General features: G+C 42.7%; 15 protein-coding genes. 7 read left to right on the top strand and 8 right to left on the bottom strand.

The window, feature by feature from the left end; all coding sequences use genetic code 11:
• The first annotated feature begins 1 nt into the window (after position 1).
• Positions 2-1,951 (top strand): alpha-amylase family glycosyl hydrolase, encoded by a 1,950-nt coding sequence (locus tag BLQ57_RS14035; protein WP_087940110.1) that lies wholly within the window; start codon positions 2-4, stop codon positions 1,949-1,951.
• A gap of 47 nt (positions 1,952-1,998) precedes the next feature.
• Here BLQ57_RS14035 and BLQ57_RS14030 read toward each other — a convergent pair whose 3' ends face one another.
• The 3 genes from BLQ57_RS14030 to BLQ57_RS14020 form a co-directional block, all read right to left on the bottom strand.
• Positions 1,999-3,021, bottom strand: a complete 1,023-nt coding sequence (locus BLQ57_RS14030; protein ID WP_087940111.1) for a LacI family DNA-binding transcriptional regulator — start codon at positions 3,019-3,021, stop codon at positions 1,999-2,001.
• Between the two features lie 74 nt (positions 3,022-3,095).
• Complete coding sequence (locus tag BLQ57_RS14025) at positions 3,096-4,658, bottom strand: purple acid phosphatase family protein (RefSeq protein WP_087940112.1); 1,563 nt, start codon at positions 4,656-4,658, stop codon at positions 3,096-3,098.
• 198 nt (positions 4,659-4,856) lie between these two features.
• Positions 4,857-5,429 (bottom strand): TlpA family protein disulfide reductase, encoded by a 573-nt coding sequence (locus BLQ57_RS14020; RefSeq protein ID WP_087940126.1) that lies wholly within the window; start codon positions 5,427-5,429, stop codon positions 4,857-4,859.
• Positions 5,430-5,716: 287 nt separating this feature from the next.
• Here BLQ57_RS14020 and BLQ57_RS14015 point away from each other — a divergent pair, with 287 nt between their 5' ends.
• Positions 5,717-7,966 carry a Tex family protein gene (locus BLQ57_RS14015; RefSeq protein WP_087940113.1) on the top strand — a complete coding sequence of 750 codons (2,250 nt, stop codon included), beginning with the start codon at positions 5,717-5,719 and terminating at the stop codon, positions 7,964-7,966.
• A 162-nt stretch (positions 7,967-8,128) separates the two neighbouring features.
• Positions 8,129-8,902, top strand: coding sequence for a hypothetical protein (locus tag BLQ57_RS14010; protein WP_139162745.1), 774 nt, complete (start codon positions 8,129-8,131; stop codon positions 8,900-8,902).
• Positions 8,903-9,087: 185 nt separating this feature from the next.
• Here BLQ57_RS14010 and BLQ57_RS14005 read toward each other — a convergent pair whose 3' ends face one another.
• A complete protein-coding gene (locus BLQ57_RS14005; protein ID WP_087940115.1) occupies positions 9,088-11,871 on the bottom strand; it encodes an outer membrane beta-barrel protein in 2,784 nt (927 codons plus the stop codon).
• A 291-nt stretch (positions 11,872-12,162) separates the two neighbouring features.
• Here BLQ57_RS14005 and BLQ57_RS14000 point away from each other — a divergent pair, with 291 nt between their 5' ends.
• Together BLQ57_RS14000 and BLQ57_RS13995 are read left to right on the top strand one after the other, a co-directional pair.
• Positions 12,163-12,414, top strand: a complete 252-nt coding sequence (locus tag BLQ57_RS14000) for a hypothetical protein (RefSeq protein WP_087940116.1) — start codon at positions 12,163-12,165, stop codon at positions 12,412-12,414.
• Positions 12,411-13,184, top strand: a complete 774-nt coding sequence (locus tag BLQ57_RS13995) for an XRE family transcriptional regulator (protein WP_087940117.1) — start codon at positions 12,411-12,413, stop codon at positions 13,182-13,184. Before BLQ57_RS14000 ends, BLQ57_RS13995 begins: the two co-directional genes overlap by 4 nt.
• A gap of 25 nt (positions 13,185-13,209) precedes the next feature.
• On the opposite strand, the gene BLQ57_RS13990 is transcribed toward BLQ57_RS13995, so the two are convergent.
• Entirely contained in the window at positions 13,210-13,962 is a 753-nt protein-coding gene (locus BLQ57_RS13990) for a hypothetical protein (RefSeq protein WP_087940118.1), read from the bottom strand.
• Between the two features lie 72 nt (positions 13,963-14,034).
• Here BLQ57_RS13990 and BLQ57_RS13985 point away from each other — a divergent pair, with 72 nt between their 5' ends.
• Positions 14,035-14,646, top strand: a complete 612-nt coding sequence (locus BLQ57_RS13985) for a 2OG-Fe(II) oxygenase (protein ID WP_087940119.1) — start codon at positions 14,035-14,037, stop codon at positions 14,644-14,646.
• Here BLQ57_RS13985 and BLQ57_RS13980 read toward each other — a convergent pair.
• Both BLQ57_RS13980 and BLQ57_RS13975 read right to left on the bottom strand, forming a co-directional pair.
• Positions 14,643-15,071: a DUF2141 domain-containing protein gene (locus BLQ57_RS13980; RefSeq protein WP_087940120.1), complete on the bottom strand. Its 429-nt coding sequence runs from the start codon at positions 15,069-15,071 to the stop codon at positions 14,643-14,645. The genes BLQ57_RS13985 and BLQ57_RS13980 overlap by 4 nt on opposite strands.
• Complete coding sequence (locus BLQ57_RS13975; RefSeq protein WP_087940121.1) at positions 15,068-16,138, bottom strand: AMP-binding protein; 1,071 nt, start codon at positions 16,136-16,138, stop codon at positions 15,068-15,070. The genes BLQ57_RS13980 and BLQ57_RS13975 overlap by 4 nt, the downstream gene beginning before the upstream one ends.
• A gap of 105 nt (positions 16,139-16,243) precedes the next feature.
• Between BLQ57_RS13975 and BLQ57_RS13970 the strand changes: the two genes are divergently transcribed.
• Complete coding sequence (locus tag BLQ57_RS13970) at positions 16,244-17,077, top strand: 1,4-dihydroxy-2-naphthoyl-CoA synthase (protein WP_087940127.1); 834 nt, start codon at positions 16,244-16,246, stop codon at positions 17,075-17,077.
• A 202-nt stretch (positions 17,078-17,279) separates the two neighbouring features.
• Here the strand turns inward: BLQ57_RS13970 and BLQ57_RS13965 are convergent.
• A partial coding sequence (locus tag BLQ57_RS13965) for a transposase (RefSeq protein ID WP_139162744.1) occupies positions 17,280-17,402 on the bottom strand: 123 nt, incomplete at its 5' end.

Below are 17,402 nucleotides of genomic sequence, written 5' to 3'. Positions count from 1 at the left end.
CATGGAGCTAAATAGAGAAGTTGAGCCTCAGTTAATGGTGCTTTTTGAGGAGTTTAATTTGGACAGTAGAGGAAAGGATCAATCCTTTTTTATTCGACTACAGGAAGGATTAGACCCGCTTCGAAAGTTGTTTTTCAGTATTTATGGTACTCATTCAGCCGGTGAAAACCATTTCGAAAATCTATTGAAAACAATTTTTACCGCGTATCAAAATCGTGGGAATGACCTGAAAAGAAGAGATGAGGAAAAACTGGCAGCGGGAAATTGGTTTCTAAGTAATGAATTGGCAGGAATGAGCCTTTACGTGGATCGCTTCTGTGGGAAAATCACTGATTTGGGAAAGAAACTGGATTATTTCGAAGAGTTAGGCATCAACTTTTTGCACCTTATGCCGCTTTTTGAAAGTCCCGAGGGGGAAAGTGACGGGGGATATGCGGTATCGGATTTCAGGAAGGTTAGTGATCGATTTGGTACATTGGAAGATCTAGGCAAGCTCATTAAAACCCTGCATCGAAAAGAGATGAATGTGATGCTGGACATAGTGCTTAATCATACCTCTCATAGACATGAATGGGCCGAAAAAGCTAAATCCGGTGATGCCTTTTACCAGGATTATTTTTACATGTATGAAAATCGGTGGATTCCCAATCAATATGAAGCTGCGATGCCTGAGATTTTTCCGGAAAGTTCGCCCGGTAATTTTACATGGTCAGAAGAATGTCAAAAATGGGTGATGACGGTCTTTCACGGCTATCAGTGGGATTTGAATTATCGCAATCCACATGTCCTTCGGGAAATGCTGGACACCATTTTTTTCTATGCCAATCTCGGTGTGGACCTGTTGCGCATCGATGCACCGGCTTTTATCTGGAAAGAAACTGGCACTTCTTGTCAAAACCTTCCTCAGGCACATACTATTTTGCAATTGATCAAGCAAGCGGTTCAAATAGCAAGTCCTGGAATGGCTCTGCTAGGTGAAGCGATTGTGGCACCAGCAGCTATTATGGAGTATTTTGGTAAAGGTGAGCAGGAAGGCAAGGAGTGTGATTTTGCTTACAATGCTACACAAATGGCTTTGCAATGGGATATGCTCGCTTCGGGGGAAACTCAGGTAATGCTCCAAGCTCAGTCGATTTTGGCCCAAAAACCTTTCGGGTGTAGCTGGATAGCTTATACCCGATGTCATGATGATATTGGACTAGGGTATGATGATTATATGATCGCTGAGACAGGCAAAGACCCCTATTTGCATAGACGATTTTTGAAGGATTATTTTACTGGAAAAACGCTTGGTAGTCCTGCAAGAGGAGCCCTGTTCTCTTCCAATCCAAAAACAGGAGATGCGAGGATCTCGGGTACTTTGGCTTCCTTATGCGGGTTGGAAAAAGCCTTAGAAGATAAGGATCAGGGACAAATCAATTTATCCATTCAGAAAATCCTGTTGATGCAGGCTCATTCCTTTTTTCTTGGTGGATTGCCCATGCTTTTTTACGGGGATGAATTGGGCTATACCAATGATTACTCTTATCTAGCTGATCCTGCAAAAAGTTACGACAACCGGTGGATGCATAGGCCCATCATAGACTGGGCTAAAGTTGCCAAGATTCAGGATAAAGGAAGTATTGAAGAGCAAATTTTTTCCGGAACCCAGCGTCTACTTTCTATACGAAAAAAACTCGCAGCTGTACGGGACTTCAAAAATATTTCTTGGCTTGGATCGCATAATATTCACATTGCCGGTTACCTGAGAAGTTTGGGTTCCCAGCGAATTTATGTGTTGTTTAATTTCAGTAGTCAATTTCAGTCTTTGACTTGGTATGCTTTCAAAGAACATGGTTTGGTTCCTAATCAGCTTTGGGATCATTGGATAGGAGAAAGGATTCAGGTGGGATTAGATCATGAATACTTACATCTTAAGCCCTATGAATTTAAAATCCTTGAGGTAAAGTAAATTAGCGATAAAATATCTTTAAATACTGATAATCTATTGTTTATGGTTTATTTTAAAGTAGACTCTCTAGCGATAAGGTCTGTGTCTATTTTGTAGGTTTCATTATTTCCCAAAGAGCTTTCTTTGAGAAGATTTAGTACTATTTCAGTGGCTTTGGAACCCATTTTAAAACCATGTTGCTCTACTGTACTGAGACTAGGAGACATCACTTCCGATATTTTCCAATTGCTAAACCCCATGATGCCCATCTCCTCAGGCACGTTGATTTTTGCTTCTTTGAGAAACTTCATCGCGCCCAAAGCCACCAAATCGGTGATGCAAAATAGGGCATCGGGAGGATTAGGCAATCCCATCAGTTGCTTAGCAAAATCATATCCTTCGGACTCATTGATTTCCTTGCAATGAGGCACCCATTCCTGGTGAAATTCCAAGCCATGATCTTCTAGTGCTTTCTTGTAGCCTTTGAGGCGATCTATGGAATTCTGAACAGCAGACAGTCCATTGATATGGGCGATTTTACGATAGCCCTGATCAATCAAATGCTTTACGGCTGTGTATGCACTCTCAAAATCATCCGTGATGACTTTGGGAGTGGGGAGGAGCTCGGAAAATTTATCAAATTGAATGACTGGTTTTCCCTCGTCCAAAAACTCTTGAATGTGATCAGTTTTGATGGTGTCATTGGCAATGGAAATCAATAAACCATCTACATTCCCACCCATCATACTTCGGCAAGCGAGAATTTCATTTTCCTGCTTTTCGTCCGTCTGACTAATTAAAAGGCGGTATCCCGATTTATTGGCCTCATGTATGGCACCGCTGATCACTGCTGAGAAAAAAGGATGTACCAATTCAGGGACAATCATCCCAATGGTTTGGGTGCGGTTTTTCCGAAAATTTACCGCTATAGAATTCGGTACATAGTTATGCTTCTTGGCATATTCCTTTACCAGTTGGATGGTTTCTTCAGAGATCCCCGGATAGGAATTGAGGGCTCTAGAGGCTGTAGAAACGGAAATATCTAATTCCCGAGCGATATCTTTAAGGGTAATTCTTCGCTTGTCTGACATGGATTTTGGGTCTATGATTCTTAATATAGTCCCAAATCCTGCTGAAATCAATATGATTTTTTCTAAAGTCCGATTTATTGTATGATCGAACCGGATTGATCCAGAAATACAGTTTTTTGTTCGGTGTCCTTTTGTAGGCTGACCCGATATCTAAAGATCCCAGATTCCTCGATAAAGCTCACTCGATTAATCTTAAATCCCGGATAGGATTCAATCAGCTGCTCTGCTATTTCTTGAGGTAATTGATCCTCGTAGGGAATGGTATTGTCAAAGCGGTATTCAGGTCCCAATTCGCTTTTTCGCTCTATGAATTGATTGGCGCCACTTTTTGCCTTGACTAGGTCAAAGGCGTCGTATAGCTCGCCAACTGCAGTGTAAGCTTCAAATTTCAGCGTGTTTTTTTCGACTGTTATTACTTGAAATAATTGAGTATTCTCGGCCGCACGATCCCGGACCGCTTCAAAATTCTCCCAGGCATTGGGATTGAGGCCGTACATTTTTCCACCACTCACAGAGACGACATATACGGTCCCTGTTTGATCGCGCATGTTGAGTCCCTCTAGCTTATTTTCTCCTGGAGCCACTCTTCCTCTTGCATAGCTGTGGTCATGTCCCTGAAGCGCAAGGTCAACCCCATATTTGTCAAAAATAGGTTTCCAAAGTGCTCTCAATTCGGAATTGTCTCTTCCTGATGAAGCGGAAAATAGCGGGTGATGATAGGAAACTATGGTCCAGCGCTTGTCATTTTCAGAGAGTACCGACTCCAACCATTCTGCCTGAATCTGATGATCCCTATTACTATCCAAAAAGATAAATTTCACTTGAGGGTAATCCACATAATAAACAGTCTCTTCGAGTCCTTCGGGGCCGTTTTCAGGAAAACTGAATTGGGGTTTCCACTGAATGGATAAACTTCGCTTTCTAGCCTCACGATCCGCTTCGTTGAGGTAGTTGTACTCATGATTGCCAGGGACAGCTAGGGTAGGAAGCATGCTATGAATAAAGCCTCCTGCTGTAAACCATTCATGCCATTCTTGCTCCCTGTGGGCATAATTGATCAAATCACCGGCATGAATGATAAAATCCGCATCAGGCGCTTTGCGATAGCCTTCACGGATCAGTCTTGACCAAAGTTCAAGAATGTAGTTTTGAGCATCTCCCACATAAAGAAATGAAAACTTAGCATCTGGATCAGCCTCAGGGGTTTTAAACTGAAACCACTCGGACCATCGGGTTCCATCTCCCACACGGTAGGCGTAGACTGTTCCCGGAGTCAAACCCGAAAATCGAGCGGAATGATAATTTGCTTGTACTTCTGCCTGTTCAATTTCTGAGGCATCTAGGGTTTCAGTTTGGGCCGTTTGGGTGATGGCATTTCTCCAAAACTTAGGAGCTGCTGTTGCAGGAGCAATTTCTGCATAAGCTTCAGAAATTTCTGTGCTTGTTCGCCAGTTAACCCTGATTTCTTCGGTGGCATTCTGACCGAAAGTCAATACTATTCGATCAGGATATACAGTGGGTTTACTCCAATCAAAGCCAAATTTGGGCTCTTTGTAGACCCGTGGCTCTTGGGCTTGAATTCCTAAAGTGAAGAAGAATAAAAAACAAGTGAGGAAAAGGCGATATACAATAGTCATGTGCTTAGATTTTATGCAAAATACCCAATTTAATTTCTTGAGACAGCCTTGCTGTTTTACGCTTTGATTAAGTTTTTTGAAAGGGCTACTCCTAAACTTTCTAAAATCTTGGTCTTTTATGGGAAATGAGTAGCAGCTACTAATCAAGTGTGGTGTGTGAAAGCGGGAATTTCGCAACTGCCTAAATCCGAAAAGGGCTTACTGCGAGATCAAAAATTCCCGGAATTCATCCGTATTGAAGTTGCTCATTCCTTCTTGGTAAAAGACGATTTTCCCTTCGGGATTGACGACCAAAGTGGTAGGAATGGATTGGCTTTGTAGGCTTTTATTGATTCCATAACTGGCGTGGACAGCTGGGAAAGCCCAATTCTTAGACTCAATCAGACCTTTGCTTTTTTCAAATTCATTGTCGAGGCCGATCATCAGAAATTCCAGATTTTCTTGATCCTGTACGGATTTGTATAGTTCTGAAATATGGGGCATTTCGGCCCGACAAGGCCCACACCAAGAAGCCCATAGATTGATAAAGACTGTTTTTCCCTTGTAATCGGACAGGTTTACCCGATTGCCTTCAAAATCCATAAATTGGCCGGAATAGTCAAAATTTTGATTGGTCAGGTCTACACGCTCAAGCTTGGGTTTGATCAGCCCCGTGGATAGCAAGACGGATTGGATAGCTCCCTGCACTACAGGCAAAAGTCCTGTAAAATACAGAAATGCGAAAAATGCGAAAATGAGTCCCCAAGACTTAATTTCTTTTTTCCAATCCATTTTCTTTTCCTTTTTCTCTTCCATTATCAAATTTGGTTTACCCGGGAGATGATCAATTAAACTTATGCAAATTTACTCCATCAAAGCCAGTCGCTTAGTGACAATCCATACAATTCCTTCTTTTTGTCTGCCCAAGGACTCCTATCTTGCGGTTCGATTGGGCATCCAAAATCTATAGACTTACAATTGTCCCTGAGAATACTCTTCATCCGAATAGAATGTAAACCCATTTGTTGGACTTGCCTGCAAAAACAAGGCTGGTCTCAGAATAATAAAAATTTAATTACATGAATTACGAAATCAAGATTTCCGCCGAACTCCAAGTCAAACCCAGTCAGGTCAAAGCGACCATGGATTTGCTGGATGAGGGTGCAACTGTGCCATTTATTTCCCGGTATAGAAAGGAAGCCACCGGAAGCCTCGATGAGGTACAGGTGGCAGCTGTACGGGATCGCCTACAGCAGCTTCGAGATTTGGATAAAAGAAAGGAAGCTGTAATCAAGTCTATCGAAGAACAGGGAAAAATGACAGATACCCTGCTTCGCTCCATTGCAGCTGCAGAAACGATGGCCAAGCTAGAGGATATTTATCTTCCATATAAGCCTAAGCGAAGAACTAAAGCTACGATTGCGAGAGAAAAAGGCTTAGAGCCATTGGCAGAAGTTATTTTTAAGCAAGAGACCCAGGATTGTGAATCCCTTGCTGCTGAGTTTGTCAATGCAGAAAAAGAAGTCAATAGTGTTGAGGAAGCCCTGCAAGGAGCAAGAGATATTCTGGCTGAATGGATCAACGAGGATGCTGCACTTCGGGAGAAAATGAGAAAACTCTTTTTGGAGCAGGGGAACTTCACCTCCCGTGTCATCCCTGGCAAAGAGCAAGAGGCTATCAAGTACAAGGACTATTTCGAATGGACCGAACCGATAAAGACAGCTCCTTCGCATCGGGTTTTGGCTATGCGCCGAGGTGAAAAGGAATTATTCCTGATGCTGGACTCTTGTCCTGAGGAGGGGGATGCTTTAGCGCTGATGGAGCGTCAGGTATTGACAAATGCCTCCAACGCGGCAGTGGATCAGGTTCGTCTAGCGATCAAGGATGCTTATAAGCGACTGCTGAAACCCAGCATGGAAACCGAGATCCGTCTGATGACCAAAAAGAAGGCAGACGAAGAGGCCATCCGCGTATTTGCAGAAAATCTCCGTCAGCTACTTTTGGGAGCTCCATTGGGTGAAAAGGCCGTGATGGCCATAGACCCGGGATTCCGAACAGGCTGTAAATTGGTTTGTCTCGGTCCTCAGGGGCAGTTTTTACATTATGAGGCCATTTATCCTCATGAACCTCAGCGCCGATCGGCCGAGGCGGGTATGAGTGTCAAAGGGTTGGTGGAAAAGTTTTCCATTGAGGCCATCGCGATTGGAAATGGAACGGCAGGAAGAGAAACTGAAGCTTTTGTCAAAAGTCTGAGTTTGCCCAAGTCAGTCATCATCACCATGGTCAATGAGGCTGGAGCATCTATATATTCTGCTTCCGACGTGGCTAGAGAGGAGTTTCCTGACTTAGACTTGACCGTCCGGGGAGCGGTGAGTATCGGGAGGCGATTGATGGATCCTTTGGCCGAACTTGTAAAAATCGACCCAAAATCCATAGGAGTAGGGCAATACCAACATGATGTGGATCAGTCAGCACTCAAGAATGCGCTTGATGATACGGTGATGTCAGCCGTGAATGGCGTGGGAGTGGAGGTCAATACCGCTTCCAAGCAATTGCTCACTTACGTATCCGGTCTTGGTCCTGTTTTGGCGCAAAATATTGTCTCATATCGTGATCAAAACGGACCTTTTGCCAGTCGCTCACAATTGCTAAAAGTGCCTCGCTTGGGAGAGAAAGCCTACGAGCAGGCAGCGGGTTTTTTACGCATTCGTCAGGCAAAACATCCTCTAGATAGTTCGGGGGTGCATCCTGAGCGCTATGAGTTGGTGGAGCAGATGGCCAAAGATTTGGGAACCACAGTTTCAGAATTGATGACTTCTGAGGAGCTTCGTCAGCGAATCAATCTCAAAAATTACGTCTCCGAGCGAGTGGGGATACCTACCTTGGAGGATATTTTACAAGAATTGGCAAAGCCCGGCCGGGATCCGAGAGAGAGTTTTGAGGTATTCCAATTTGAGGAAAGTGTCAATAGCATTTCCGATCTCAAAACCGGAATGAAGCTGCCCGGAGTAGTGACCAATATTACGGCTTTCGGAGCTTTTGTGGATGTAGGCGTTCACCAGGACGGTTTGGTGCATTTGAGTCATTTGGCGGATCGATTTGTGAAGGATCCCAATGAGGTCGTTCAGGTCAATCAAAAGGTACAAGTGACGGTAATGGAAGTAGATGTGGCTAGAAAGCGAATCGGATTAAGTATGAAGTCGGATCCCTTTGCAGAGCGAGGAAAAAAGATGGCAAAGCCTGTAGAAAAGCGTTCTCAATCCCCATCCCAAAAAGAACCAAGCATGGCCGAGAAACTGGCGATGCTAAAGGGGAAGTTTGGGGGGTAATTCTGTTGATATTTCGATTTTAAAAGGTACGGTTCCAGTTGGAGCTGTGCCTTTTTTAGTATCTAAGACTTAGTTAAAATTAGTGAAGAATTTGCTAATGGGTAGCCTATTTCTGAGAAAAGGATTAGATTAATAGTAGTCAAAACCAATGAAATCTAATTTATGAAGCGGCTTTTCTTTATTCTTTTTTCGATTTTAGGTATCCATACAGCGCAAGCAGAATGCGGGATGAGTGGTATGCAATTTTATCCTATTCAGAAGGAGATCGGGTTAAATTCTCTATTTATCCTAGAAGGCTATGCCATGAGTCAAAAAACCGTGGTAAGTTTTAAGGACCGAAAAATCTATTTGGAGAGTGACAAAGGCGAAGAGGTAGAATTGGAGCTTTTAGAAGTCTATGAAGGTCAAATGAATCTTACTCAGGCTGTATTTCGGCCTAAATCCAAACTTAAGCCTAATACCCTCTACAGACCAAAATACGAAAACGAGACGGAAAGAGAATCATTGGAAATGAAACGGTGGAACGATGAAATTAAAGAAAATGAAAAAGTGGAATGGAGGACTTCTAGAGCGAAAGTTTCAAAACTGAATCGTAAACTCGGGCTAGAATTTGAGAAAAATGAATTGAATCACTACGGGTGCGGACCGGCTTCTTACGCAGTATTCGATATCATAAATGCAGACGAATCGGAGGCCTGGTTTAAAACTGAAGTGGTCGAGATAGAAACCAATACACTTACCACCTTTTATTTATTTGAAAGGATGGGAAATGTGGAAGTAGGACATGACATGTGTTCGGGTGGATTTAAATTTAAGGACTCTCATAAATACAAGGTAAGATTTACCGCCATGAACAGTGATGGAGATCCCTTAGAAACAACTGATTGGGTGGAGTTTGATAGTCCTTATCAAAAGATGAAAAACCCCTTTTTTTAAATGGTTCTGATCGGTAAATTTTCCCATTTAATGAAAATTGAATTTGGATTAAACGCTATTGATAGGGCTGCTCGCTTTTCTTTTTAAATGCTACTAAATCAAAAAAGTGGAGTTCTAATCCACCGTCAATCAATAAAAAAGACCTGTCAGATGTTTGAAATCCGGCAGGTCTTTTTGGACGTTCTTTAAAAATCTCTTCCTCTACCTCTGCGATCCCCTCCATCCCCGGAGTTCATCAAGTCCTGATAGTCTTCGATATCCGTTCCCTTGGCAAATCGACGGATATTGTAGGAGAAGGTCAGCATAAAGTAGCGCTGCAATACATTGGACTGCGTATCTTCGATAAAGGTGTCGGTGATGTTTCTTCGGATATTATTGTTTTGTCTAAACAAATCATACACGTTTAGGGAAATTTCTCCTCGCTGATTGTTGAAGATCTTTTTACCCAAACTCATATTCACCAAAGTAAAGCTTTGATCAAAGCCTTCTGAAAGCCCTTTGTTTACCTGATGATTGATGTCTGTGCGGAATACAAATCCTTCCCAGATGATCCAGTTGAAATTTAACCTTGCTCTTTGATTGAAAAAGTTGTTATTCAGATTAGGGTTGAGGGTGTTTTCAACATTGTTGAAAGACATGCGTGTCCAAAGGTTAAAATCAATCTGATCACTGATATTACTGCTTAAGGAAATCCCTGTACTGAGTCTTCTGGAATTGTTAAACCCGTACTCATTATTGACTAAGGTCGGGCGCTTGGTGTAGCCTGCACCCGCGTTGATATTCAAGTTTGACTTGATAAAACCTACAGGCATTCCGTAACTCGACCAGGATCTAAAATCCCAATAACCGTCCAAGTTGACCGGGCTGAAAAGCTGGGAACCGGGTTCAAGATTGATTCCAGGCTGAATTTCTGTGGTCTCCTGAGCGATGAATGAGCTATTGGCTACGGTATTGTTGACAAAGGAGGAAGAGGCATATAAAAACCAGCTTTGGTCTGTCTCAGGATTATTGCTTCGGAATCTTACACGTAGTCTGTTGGAGTAGGACTGATCCAGATCAGGATTACCCACGTAGAGTTGCAGAGGGTTTGAGTTGTCCACTACAGGCTGAAGCTGTCTCAAATTAGGCTCCTGCGTCCGGGTATCATAGTCAAATTGTAAGTTGGTATTTTCCGTGATTTGATAATTCAGACGGAAGGAAGGCTGTATACTTTCAAAGGTACGGTTGAGCTCGAATGCTCTAGGAAATCCCTGCGTATTGTCCAACTTGGCGTTTTGGTATTGCACCTCGACCTGCATTCTGACTTTTTCGGTCTGGTATTGATAGCCTAGTTCTGTCTCTTGGGTTAAAAACTTGCTTTCGAAGGTATTACTCAAGGTGGTGTCCAATACAAACTGCTGCTGAATAGGGTCCTCGTCAAAGACGTCAAAAATCAACTGATCAGAATCATTGATTCTTTTTCCTATTTCGTACTCGAGCTCTAGCTGACTTCTTTCGCTCAAGGCTTCCGTAAAGGAAACACCTGTCTCCCAAGAAGAGCCACTCCGATCTCTATTGATCTGCTGATTGATGATCTCGGTTCTTGATTCAGGGATAAAAAACTGGTTAACTGCAGTTCTATTGGCCCTGTCCTCGTTCCAGTTTTCACTGATTCTGCCTCGGAAAGTAAATGTCCTACCTGGTTTGTCAAACTTGTGACTATAAAAGATTCGGTTGAAAATATCAAAATCCTTGTTTTTGGCCGTTCGGTTGTTTTCGATGGTATTGATCAATTCAGAACCATTGGAGGTTTCCCCTGAAAAATCGGAAGTTTCTGTTTCAAATCTTGCCGAAAATCTAGGGATAAATACGATCCTATTTTTCTCATCAATATCGTACTCCAAGCGCATGTCAAACTGATGTCTGTTGTTTAGCCTTGTGTCATTTGAAACCTCATTGTAGAGCTGATCAGAATCATCGTTGGTGATGAACTCTCTGAATCGAATATCCTGACCGATATTTTCTCTTGAGGAATATAAATAGCTTCCGGTAACTTGGATTTTTTCTCCCCAGGTATCGGTATAATTCATCCCTAGAATATTGGTGCTTATTACACCATTTTGTGGTCTAGCATTATCCTGAGCATTGGGGTCAGAGGAAAAGTCGGTGACATTGATATTATTGGAAAGGCCGGTGAAAGTCAGCCTTCTGTCCCCATCAAAGTCATTGATACTAGCTCCTGCCAAGTAGCGATCATCTGTGCCATAGCCTGCCGAAACTCTTCCAAATTGGCCTTTGCGTCGGTTGGGTTTAGTGATGATATTCACAGTCTTCAGGCGCTCCCCGTCGTCAAATCCGCTGAGTCTTGCTTTTTCACTCAGTTGATCAAAAATTTCTATTCCTTGGATCACTTCCGCGGGTAGGTTTTGAAGAGCAGTACGGACATCCGTACCAAAGAAAGGCTTGCCATCGACTAAAATCTGACCGATATTTTCACCTTGTGCTTGCAAGGCCCCATTCTCAGAGGTGACTCCTGGGATTTTTTCGAGCAGGGTCTGAGCACTTGCATCCCTCATGGTTTTAAAGGCATCTGCATTAAATAGGGTAGTGTCAGATTTATTTTGACTGGTAGACCTTCTAGCTTCTATAGTGACCTCTTCCAAATCGGTATCTTCCTGACGAAGTCTGATAGTCCCTAAGTCTACATCCTGACTGATGTCTAAGGTTCTGAAGTAATTCTCAAATCCCAAATATTGAATTTTTAGAATATAAACACCTTCTTTAATTCCGGACAATTCGAAATTTCCATCAAGGTCAGAAATTATACCATCTACTTGACTGGAATCTCCATCATTAAGTAATAGGAGGGTGGCATTGGGTACGGTGTTCGAAGTACCTGCCTCCAAGATTTTACCACGAATGGAAAACTGCTGTGCCTTCACTGCAAAAGCAAGGGTAAATGTTAAAAAAAGGGTAATATAAAGTTTCATATAGTTGGTTATTTGAGTCGGGAGTCGGGAGTGCTATTCCTTTTTCCCACTACAAAACAAGTAACTTGAAGGCAGATTGTTTTCGCTTTTTGGCTAAACGGTCAAATGAGCAAATGAATAGTTAACCGATCATGTAAAAAGTGCTGTTAATCATTGATTTAGAGGATTTTGAAGTAAATCTGAAGTTTTATGACAATTCTCGTCAGAAAATAATGTTAATTTTTGATTCATCTATATGTTTATAAAAACAACATTCTTACCTTGGTATTCGAAATAGAATAAGATAAGAAAATGAAGGAGAAAATCAACATTACGACCAAAAACCTGGCTTCCGGAAACTGTCAGGTGAAGTTTTTTGTGGAGGATGAGCAAAAGCCCGAATATGGGTATTTGCTCATTTCGGAGCCCAAGCCGGTGGGGGAGATTATTGCTGAGATTCAGCATAGATTAGAAAACAGGAGGGCAGCGCGACAGAATATCAATCCGCTATTTCCGGTAGAGCCTTCAGCAGACGATTATAACTTTTACCTTTTTTCCGCATGAGTTTCTTGGCTTCTAATCTTCGGTTTTTGCGTAAGCAAAAGGGAATCACCCAAAATGAATTGGCTGAGCAATTGGATGTACAGCGGACGATGATTTCGGCTTATGAAGATGGTCGCTCCGAACCCAAATTGGCCACTTTGCAGCGCATTGCTGATTTGCTTGAAACGGGTATAGAGGAGCTTTTAGAGCATGATATTGAGCGCTTGGGTCGAAGGGCGATTCAAAAGCGCAACATTCAGATTCTCACTATAGCCACTGATCAAAATGATGAGGAAAACATCACTTGGGTGGGACAAAAGGCTTCGGCAGGATATCTTAATGGTTTTGCTGACCCAGAATACATGGAGCAGCTTCCTCAATTTCATCTTCCCAATCTTGCAAAAAACGCAACTTACAGAGCTTTTGAATTAGCGGGAGATTCCATGCTTCCTTTGATTTCAGGTACGATCATCATCGGTGCCTATGTGGATCAGTTGCAGGCCATCAGAAGTGGTCGAACTTATGTTTTGGTGACTCGAACTGAGGGTGTAGTCTACAAACGGATTTTCAACTACCTCGAAGAGAATGGAAAGCTTTTTTTGGTCTCGGATAATGAGCACTATAAGCCCTATGAGGTAAAGGGTGAGGATGTCTTGGAAATCTGGGAGGCTAAAGCTTTTATAAGCACTGATTTCCCCAATCCCGGTGATAAAAAGAAAGCCTTGAGTCTGGAAGACCTGGGAGAGATGATCAAGGATATACAGCTCGATCTGCAGCGCTTGAAGGGTTAAAAGCCTTTTTCTACAGATTTGAAGATTAGCCCAAAAGCAAATCTTCAAATCGTTCCTGAATTTTTCCTACCGCATCAAAGGCGGGGTCAATATTGACTACTCCTTTTCCCAGTTCATGCCAAAGCCCATCGCCACAGTCAATGTAAGCTCCTCGCTTAGTTCCTGGCTTTTCTTTGGCGATTTCATAGTGATAATCAGGAGTGAAGATCAATTTCATCAACTGAATCGCATAATCCCAATTGATGGATTCACTTTCTTCGCCTTTTGATAAAATCACATTGCGATCAGAGAAGTGTACAGTGATTTTACAATCAATGCTTTCCTCATTGGTCACCAATCGGTAATTGATGTGAAGCGGGGCTTCTTTTTTGTTTGTTTCATAGATAGCTTGAATCAGGTCCTGAGCCATGAGCTGCCAAGCTTCCTGATTGACGGGAGTCTTTGGGATGCTCTCCTGTCCCGGATAGAGTACAATTCCTCCTTCGTCTAGCTGTCGGGGAGACCATTTATTTTCTTGGTAGAGTGCTTGAATAGGTTCAATCCAAACCGGGTTCAATTCCCCTTCAAAATGATAATCGTCGTCAAGCGTAAAGCCTTCGTCAAGAATTTCCTCTTCGCTCAATTCTTCCCGGTCAGTGTAATGCAGGTCCAGTTTGACGCTTAGGCTAGCACCTGACCAGTCCAATTCCATGTGGAAAACGTGGCTGTATGGAGGAGGGATGATTCCCGAATCGTATTCGAGTGTTAGACTTTGGATAGTTTCTTTAGAGGACTTCATTTTTTAAGCTTTGTGCAAAAGTATATTTTTTCAAGCAATTAAGCCCTTATTTTGCAACTCAAACCGCATCCAATGGAAGAGAATCTGAGTCGAATAGTAGAGGGTATTTACGAGAAGTCCTATGCTGTCATAGATGACTTTGTCGATGAAATCTTTCGAAAGGCCCTTTTTGACGAGCAAACCGACCTGCTAGAGAGTGGAAAATTTAGAAAAGCGGCAGTAGGTACCGGGGAACAAAAACAAATTCGTCCTGAAATCAGAAGTGATGAAGTCTTATGGATGGAGGCACAGAACTTGAGTTTACTCCAATCGGAGTATTGGAAAAGAGTGGAAGAAATCCGGCTGGCCCTTAATCGGCGATGCTTTTTGGGTTTACAGTCTTTCGAGGCGCACTTTGCACGCTATCCCATCGGGTCTTTTTACAAAAGGCATTTGGACCAATTTCAGCAGGTCCCTTATCGTGCAGTCACCGTTATCCTCTATGTCAATGACGCGTGGACCGAAGCCGATGAAGGCGCCCTAAGAATGTATCTCCCCATGGAGGATGACAAAGAGGAAGTGCTTGATCTTTTGCCCCTTCCGGGAAGATTGGTCGTGTTTTTAAGTGGGGAGATTCCTCATGAGGTTCTTCCTACCAAAAAAGAACGAAATAGCATTACGGGTTGGCTAAGAACCATTCCCTAGCGAAGGACTATTTCATGGTAAGTGTATTGTCCAGCTTCTATAGAAAAAGCGCATCGGCTAAAAGAAGGGATGGATAAAAAGCCATTTGGATTGTTTGAAAACCCAAACTTATTTAAGGGGTAGCCAAAGAAATTTTTGCGAATTTTTCCATCCTCATTTTCATCATGAAAAACCGAAATGGCATAATTTCCAGCTTGTAAATCATTGATTTTTAAGCGGGCTTTTTTGCTTTTGATTGGGACAGAAAGGGCTTTGATTGCTTTGGAAGGATCCTCGGGGAATCCATCTGAAGAGGAGAAAATTAGGACGCGAATCAGACCTTTTTCAGACTCCAAGTTCGTTACCGTTAGTTCCAGGCTTCCAAATGTGGGAGTTGTAGCGATGATTTGCATACTAAATAGAACAGAAAGAATAAAAGTAATCATAGAGGCAGCGATCTTATTCGGTCTACTTTTCCACTTGGAGTCTCTTGGAATTTATTTACCGTCAAAATATCCTTTGGGAGCTCGTAAGGCTGGAAAAGCAGCTTCAATTCTTCCTGCAAAAGTTTTGCCTTTTTTATTTCGATCATTTCGGTTTCCAGTACCAAGACCATTTTTTCACCAAATTTAGGATCTGGGATTCCAGCAAGGAAGAATCTTGAGGAAGGAAAGTGAGTATGGATTGATTTTTCCATGCGCTGCTCCAAGAGCTCGGGATGTAATTTGATCCCACCGGAATTGATGACAAAATCCACCCTCCCTAACCAAATGAAGGAACGATCAGAAATAAGCTTGACCTGATCATTGGTTTGGATTCTATTTCCCAAGCTCATAGGTCCTTTTACCCATAGCGTCTCTCGCTCATCTAGACCGATTTCCACCCCGGGAAGGGTATAATAAATTAATTCCTGCTCGGTAATTTTAGCCAAGGCAATGTGAGATACCGTCTCGGTCATCCCATAGGTCTGATAGGCTTTAAGATTATATTTAAGGATATCTTCTCTTAGCTGAGGGTTGCTTGCTGCTCCACCTATGATCAAATGGGAGACTTTTTGAAGTAAAGCTCTAGATTTAGGATTTTTGAGGCTCTCCTGAACCTGAAGGGGTACCATCGCAATAAAATCTGGAATTTGATCAGAATTTAAATCTTTCAAAGGATCCGCCTGAGGAGCCTGTAGTAGGATGGGAGCTTTCCATTCCATGGCCCTCACCAGCATCATTTTTCCTGCGATAAATGCCGGATTGAGACAACAGAGTAGGAGGTTTCTTGGGTTTACTTTAAAAAACTCCCCTGTCGCTCTAGCACTTGCCTGCATTTGGTTTCGATGAATGGACAGAACTTTTGGGGCTCCTGTAGAGCCCGAGGTTTTTTGCTGGAATACGGCTTCTCCTGATTGCCAGTCCCGACAAAATTGAAGGGCTTCTAGCAAAAAATCAGGATAATCTTCAGCAATATTTTGAAAATCCTCCAGCGTGGAAAACTGTCGGTTTTGAAACTGGAGGTAAAACATAAATCGAATTTAAATTGCTTGGCCAAGTCCGCTAGAGGAACAACAAATTTCGAACAAGCCTGTTATCTTGCAAAAAAAATCAGATTTTTAACCAAAAAGAATACCATGGAGTGGATCACTGCCAAAGAATACGAAGATATCACCTACAAAAAATGTAATGGCGTAGCTCGAATTGCCTTCAATAGACCTGAAGTCAGGAATGCTTTTCGTCCTAAAACCACGGCTGAGTTGTACGATGCTTTTTATGATGCTCAAGAGGATACTTCTATCGGTGTGGTACTTCTGAGTGGGGAAGGACCTTCACCAAAAGACGGAAAATGGGCTTTTTGCTCCGGTGGAGATCAGCGTGCCCGAGGTCATCAGGGCTATGTGGGAGAGGATGGGTACCATCGATTGAATATCCTAGAAGTACAGCGTTTAATTCGTTTCATGCCTAAGGTGGTGATCGCAGTGGTACCCGGATGGGCTGTGGGAGGTGGACATAGCTTACATGTAGTCTGTGATTTGACTTTGGCGAGTAAGGAGCATGCCATTTTCAAGCAGACGGATGCGGATGTGACCAGTTTTGATGGAGGCTATGGCTCTGCCTATCTAGCAAAGATGGTCGGTCAAAAGAAAGCCCGAGAGATTTTCTTTTTGGGGAGAAATTACTCGGCTCAGGAAGCCTATGACATGGGAATGGTCAATGCGGTTATTCCTCATGATGAATTGGAAAATACAGCTTATCAGTGGGCTCAGGAAATTCTAGAGAAATCTCCAACTTCTATCAAAATGCTGAAATTTGCCATGAATCTAACAGATGATGGCATGGTAGGACAGCAGGTTTTTGCAGGTGAGGCAACTCGCCTTGCTTACATGACAGAGGAGGCTAAAGAGGGAAGAAATGCCTTTCTGGAAAAGCGTAAGCCAAATTTCAGGCATATTAAATGGATACCTTAATATGAGATAAAAGAGGCTGTCTCAAAACTGGTTAAAAAGTTTAAGGCAGCCTTTTTTAGAGCGTAGAGGCCGATTTACTGATTTTCGGCCTTTATTTTTTTGACCTCTGTTCAACTTCGGGTTTCGGTGTTGATTTTTGGTAAAGGAGTTACTATGCAGTATTTCCACGGCTTAATGGACAAAAACCGGGCTTTAAAATGGCTCATCGGACCATCTTGGCCAAGTTGTGTGCGATGACCAGCAGACCAGTTTCGATAGCTACTTTTTCCTTACCTCTGAGCATGAATCTGCCTCTGCCTTTGTTGAACTTGAGGTTTCCGAAAAC

It is taken from the genome of Algoriphagus faecimaris (genome assembly GCF_900101705.1).
Lineage (GTDB): Bacteria > Bacteroidota > Bacteroidia > Cytophagales > Cyclobacteriaceae > Algoriphagus > Algoriphagus faecimaris.
The sequence above is the reverse complement of the archived record's forward strand: the minus strand, read 5'-3'. Positions and strand labels throughout refer to the sequence as shown.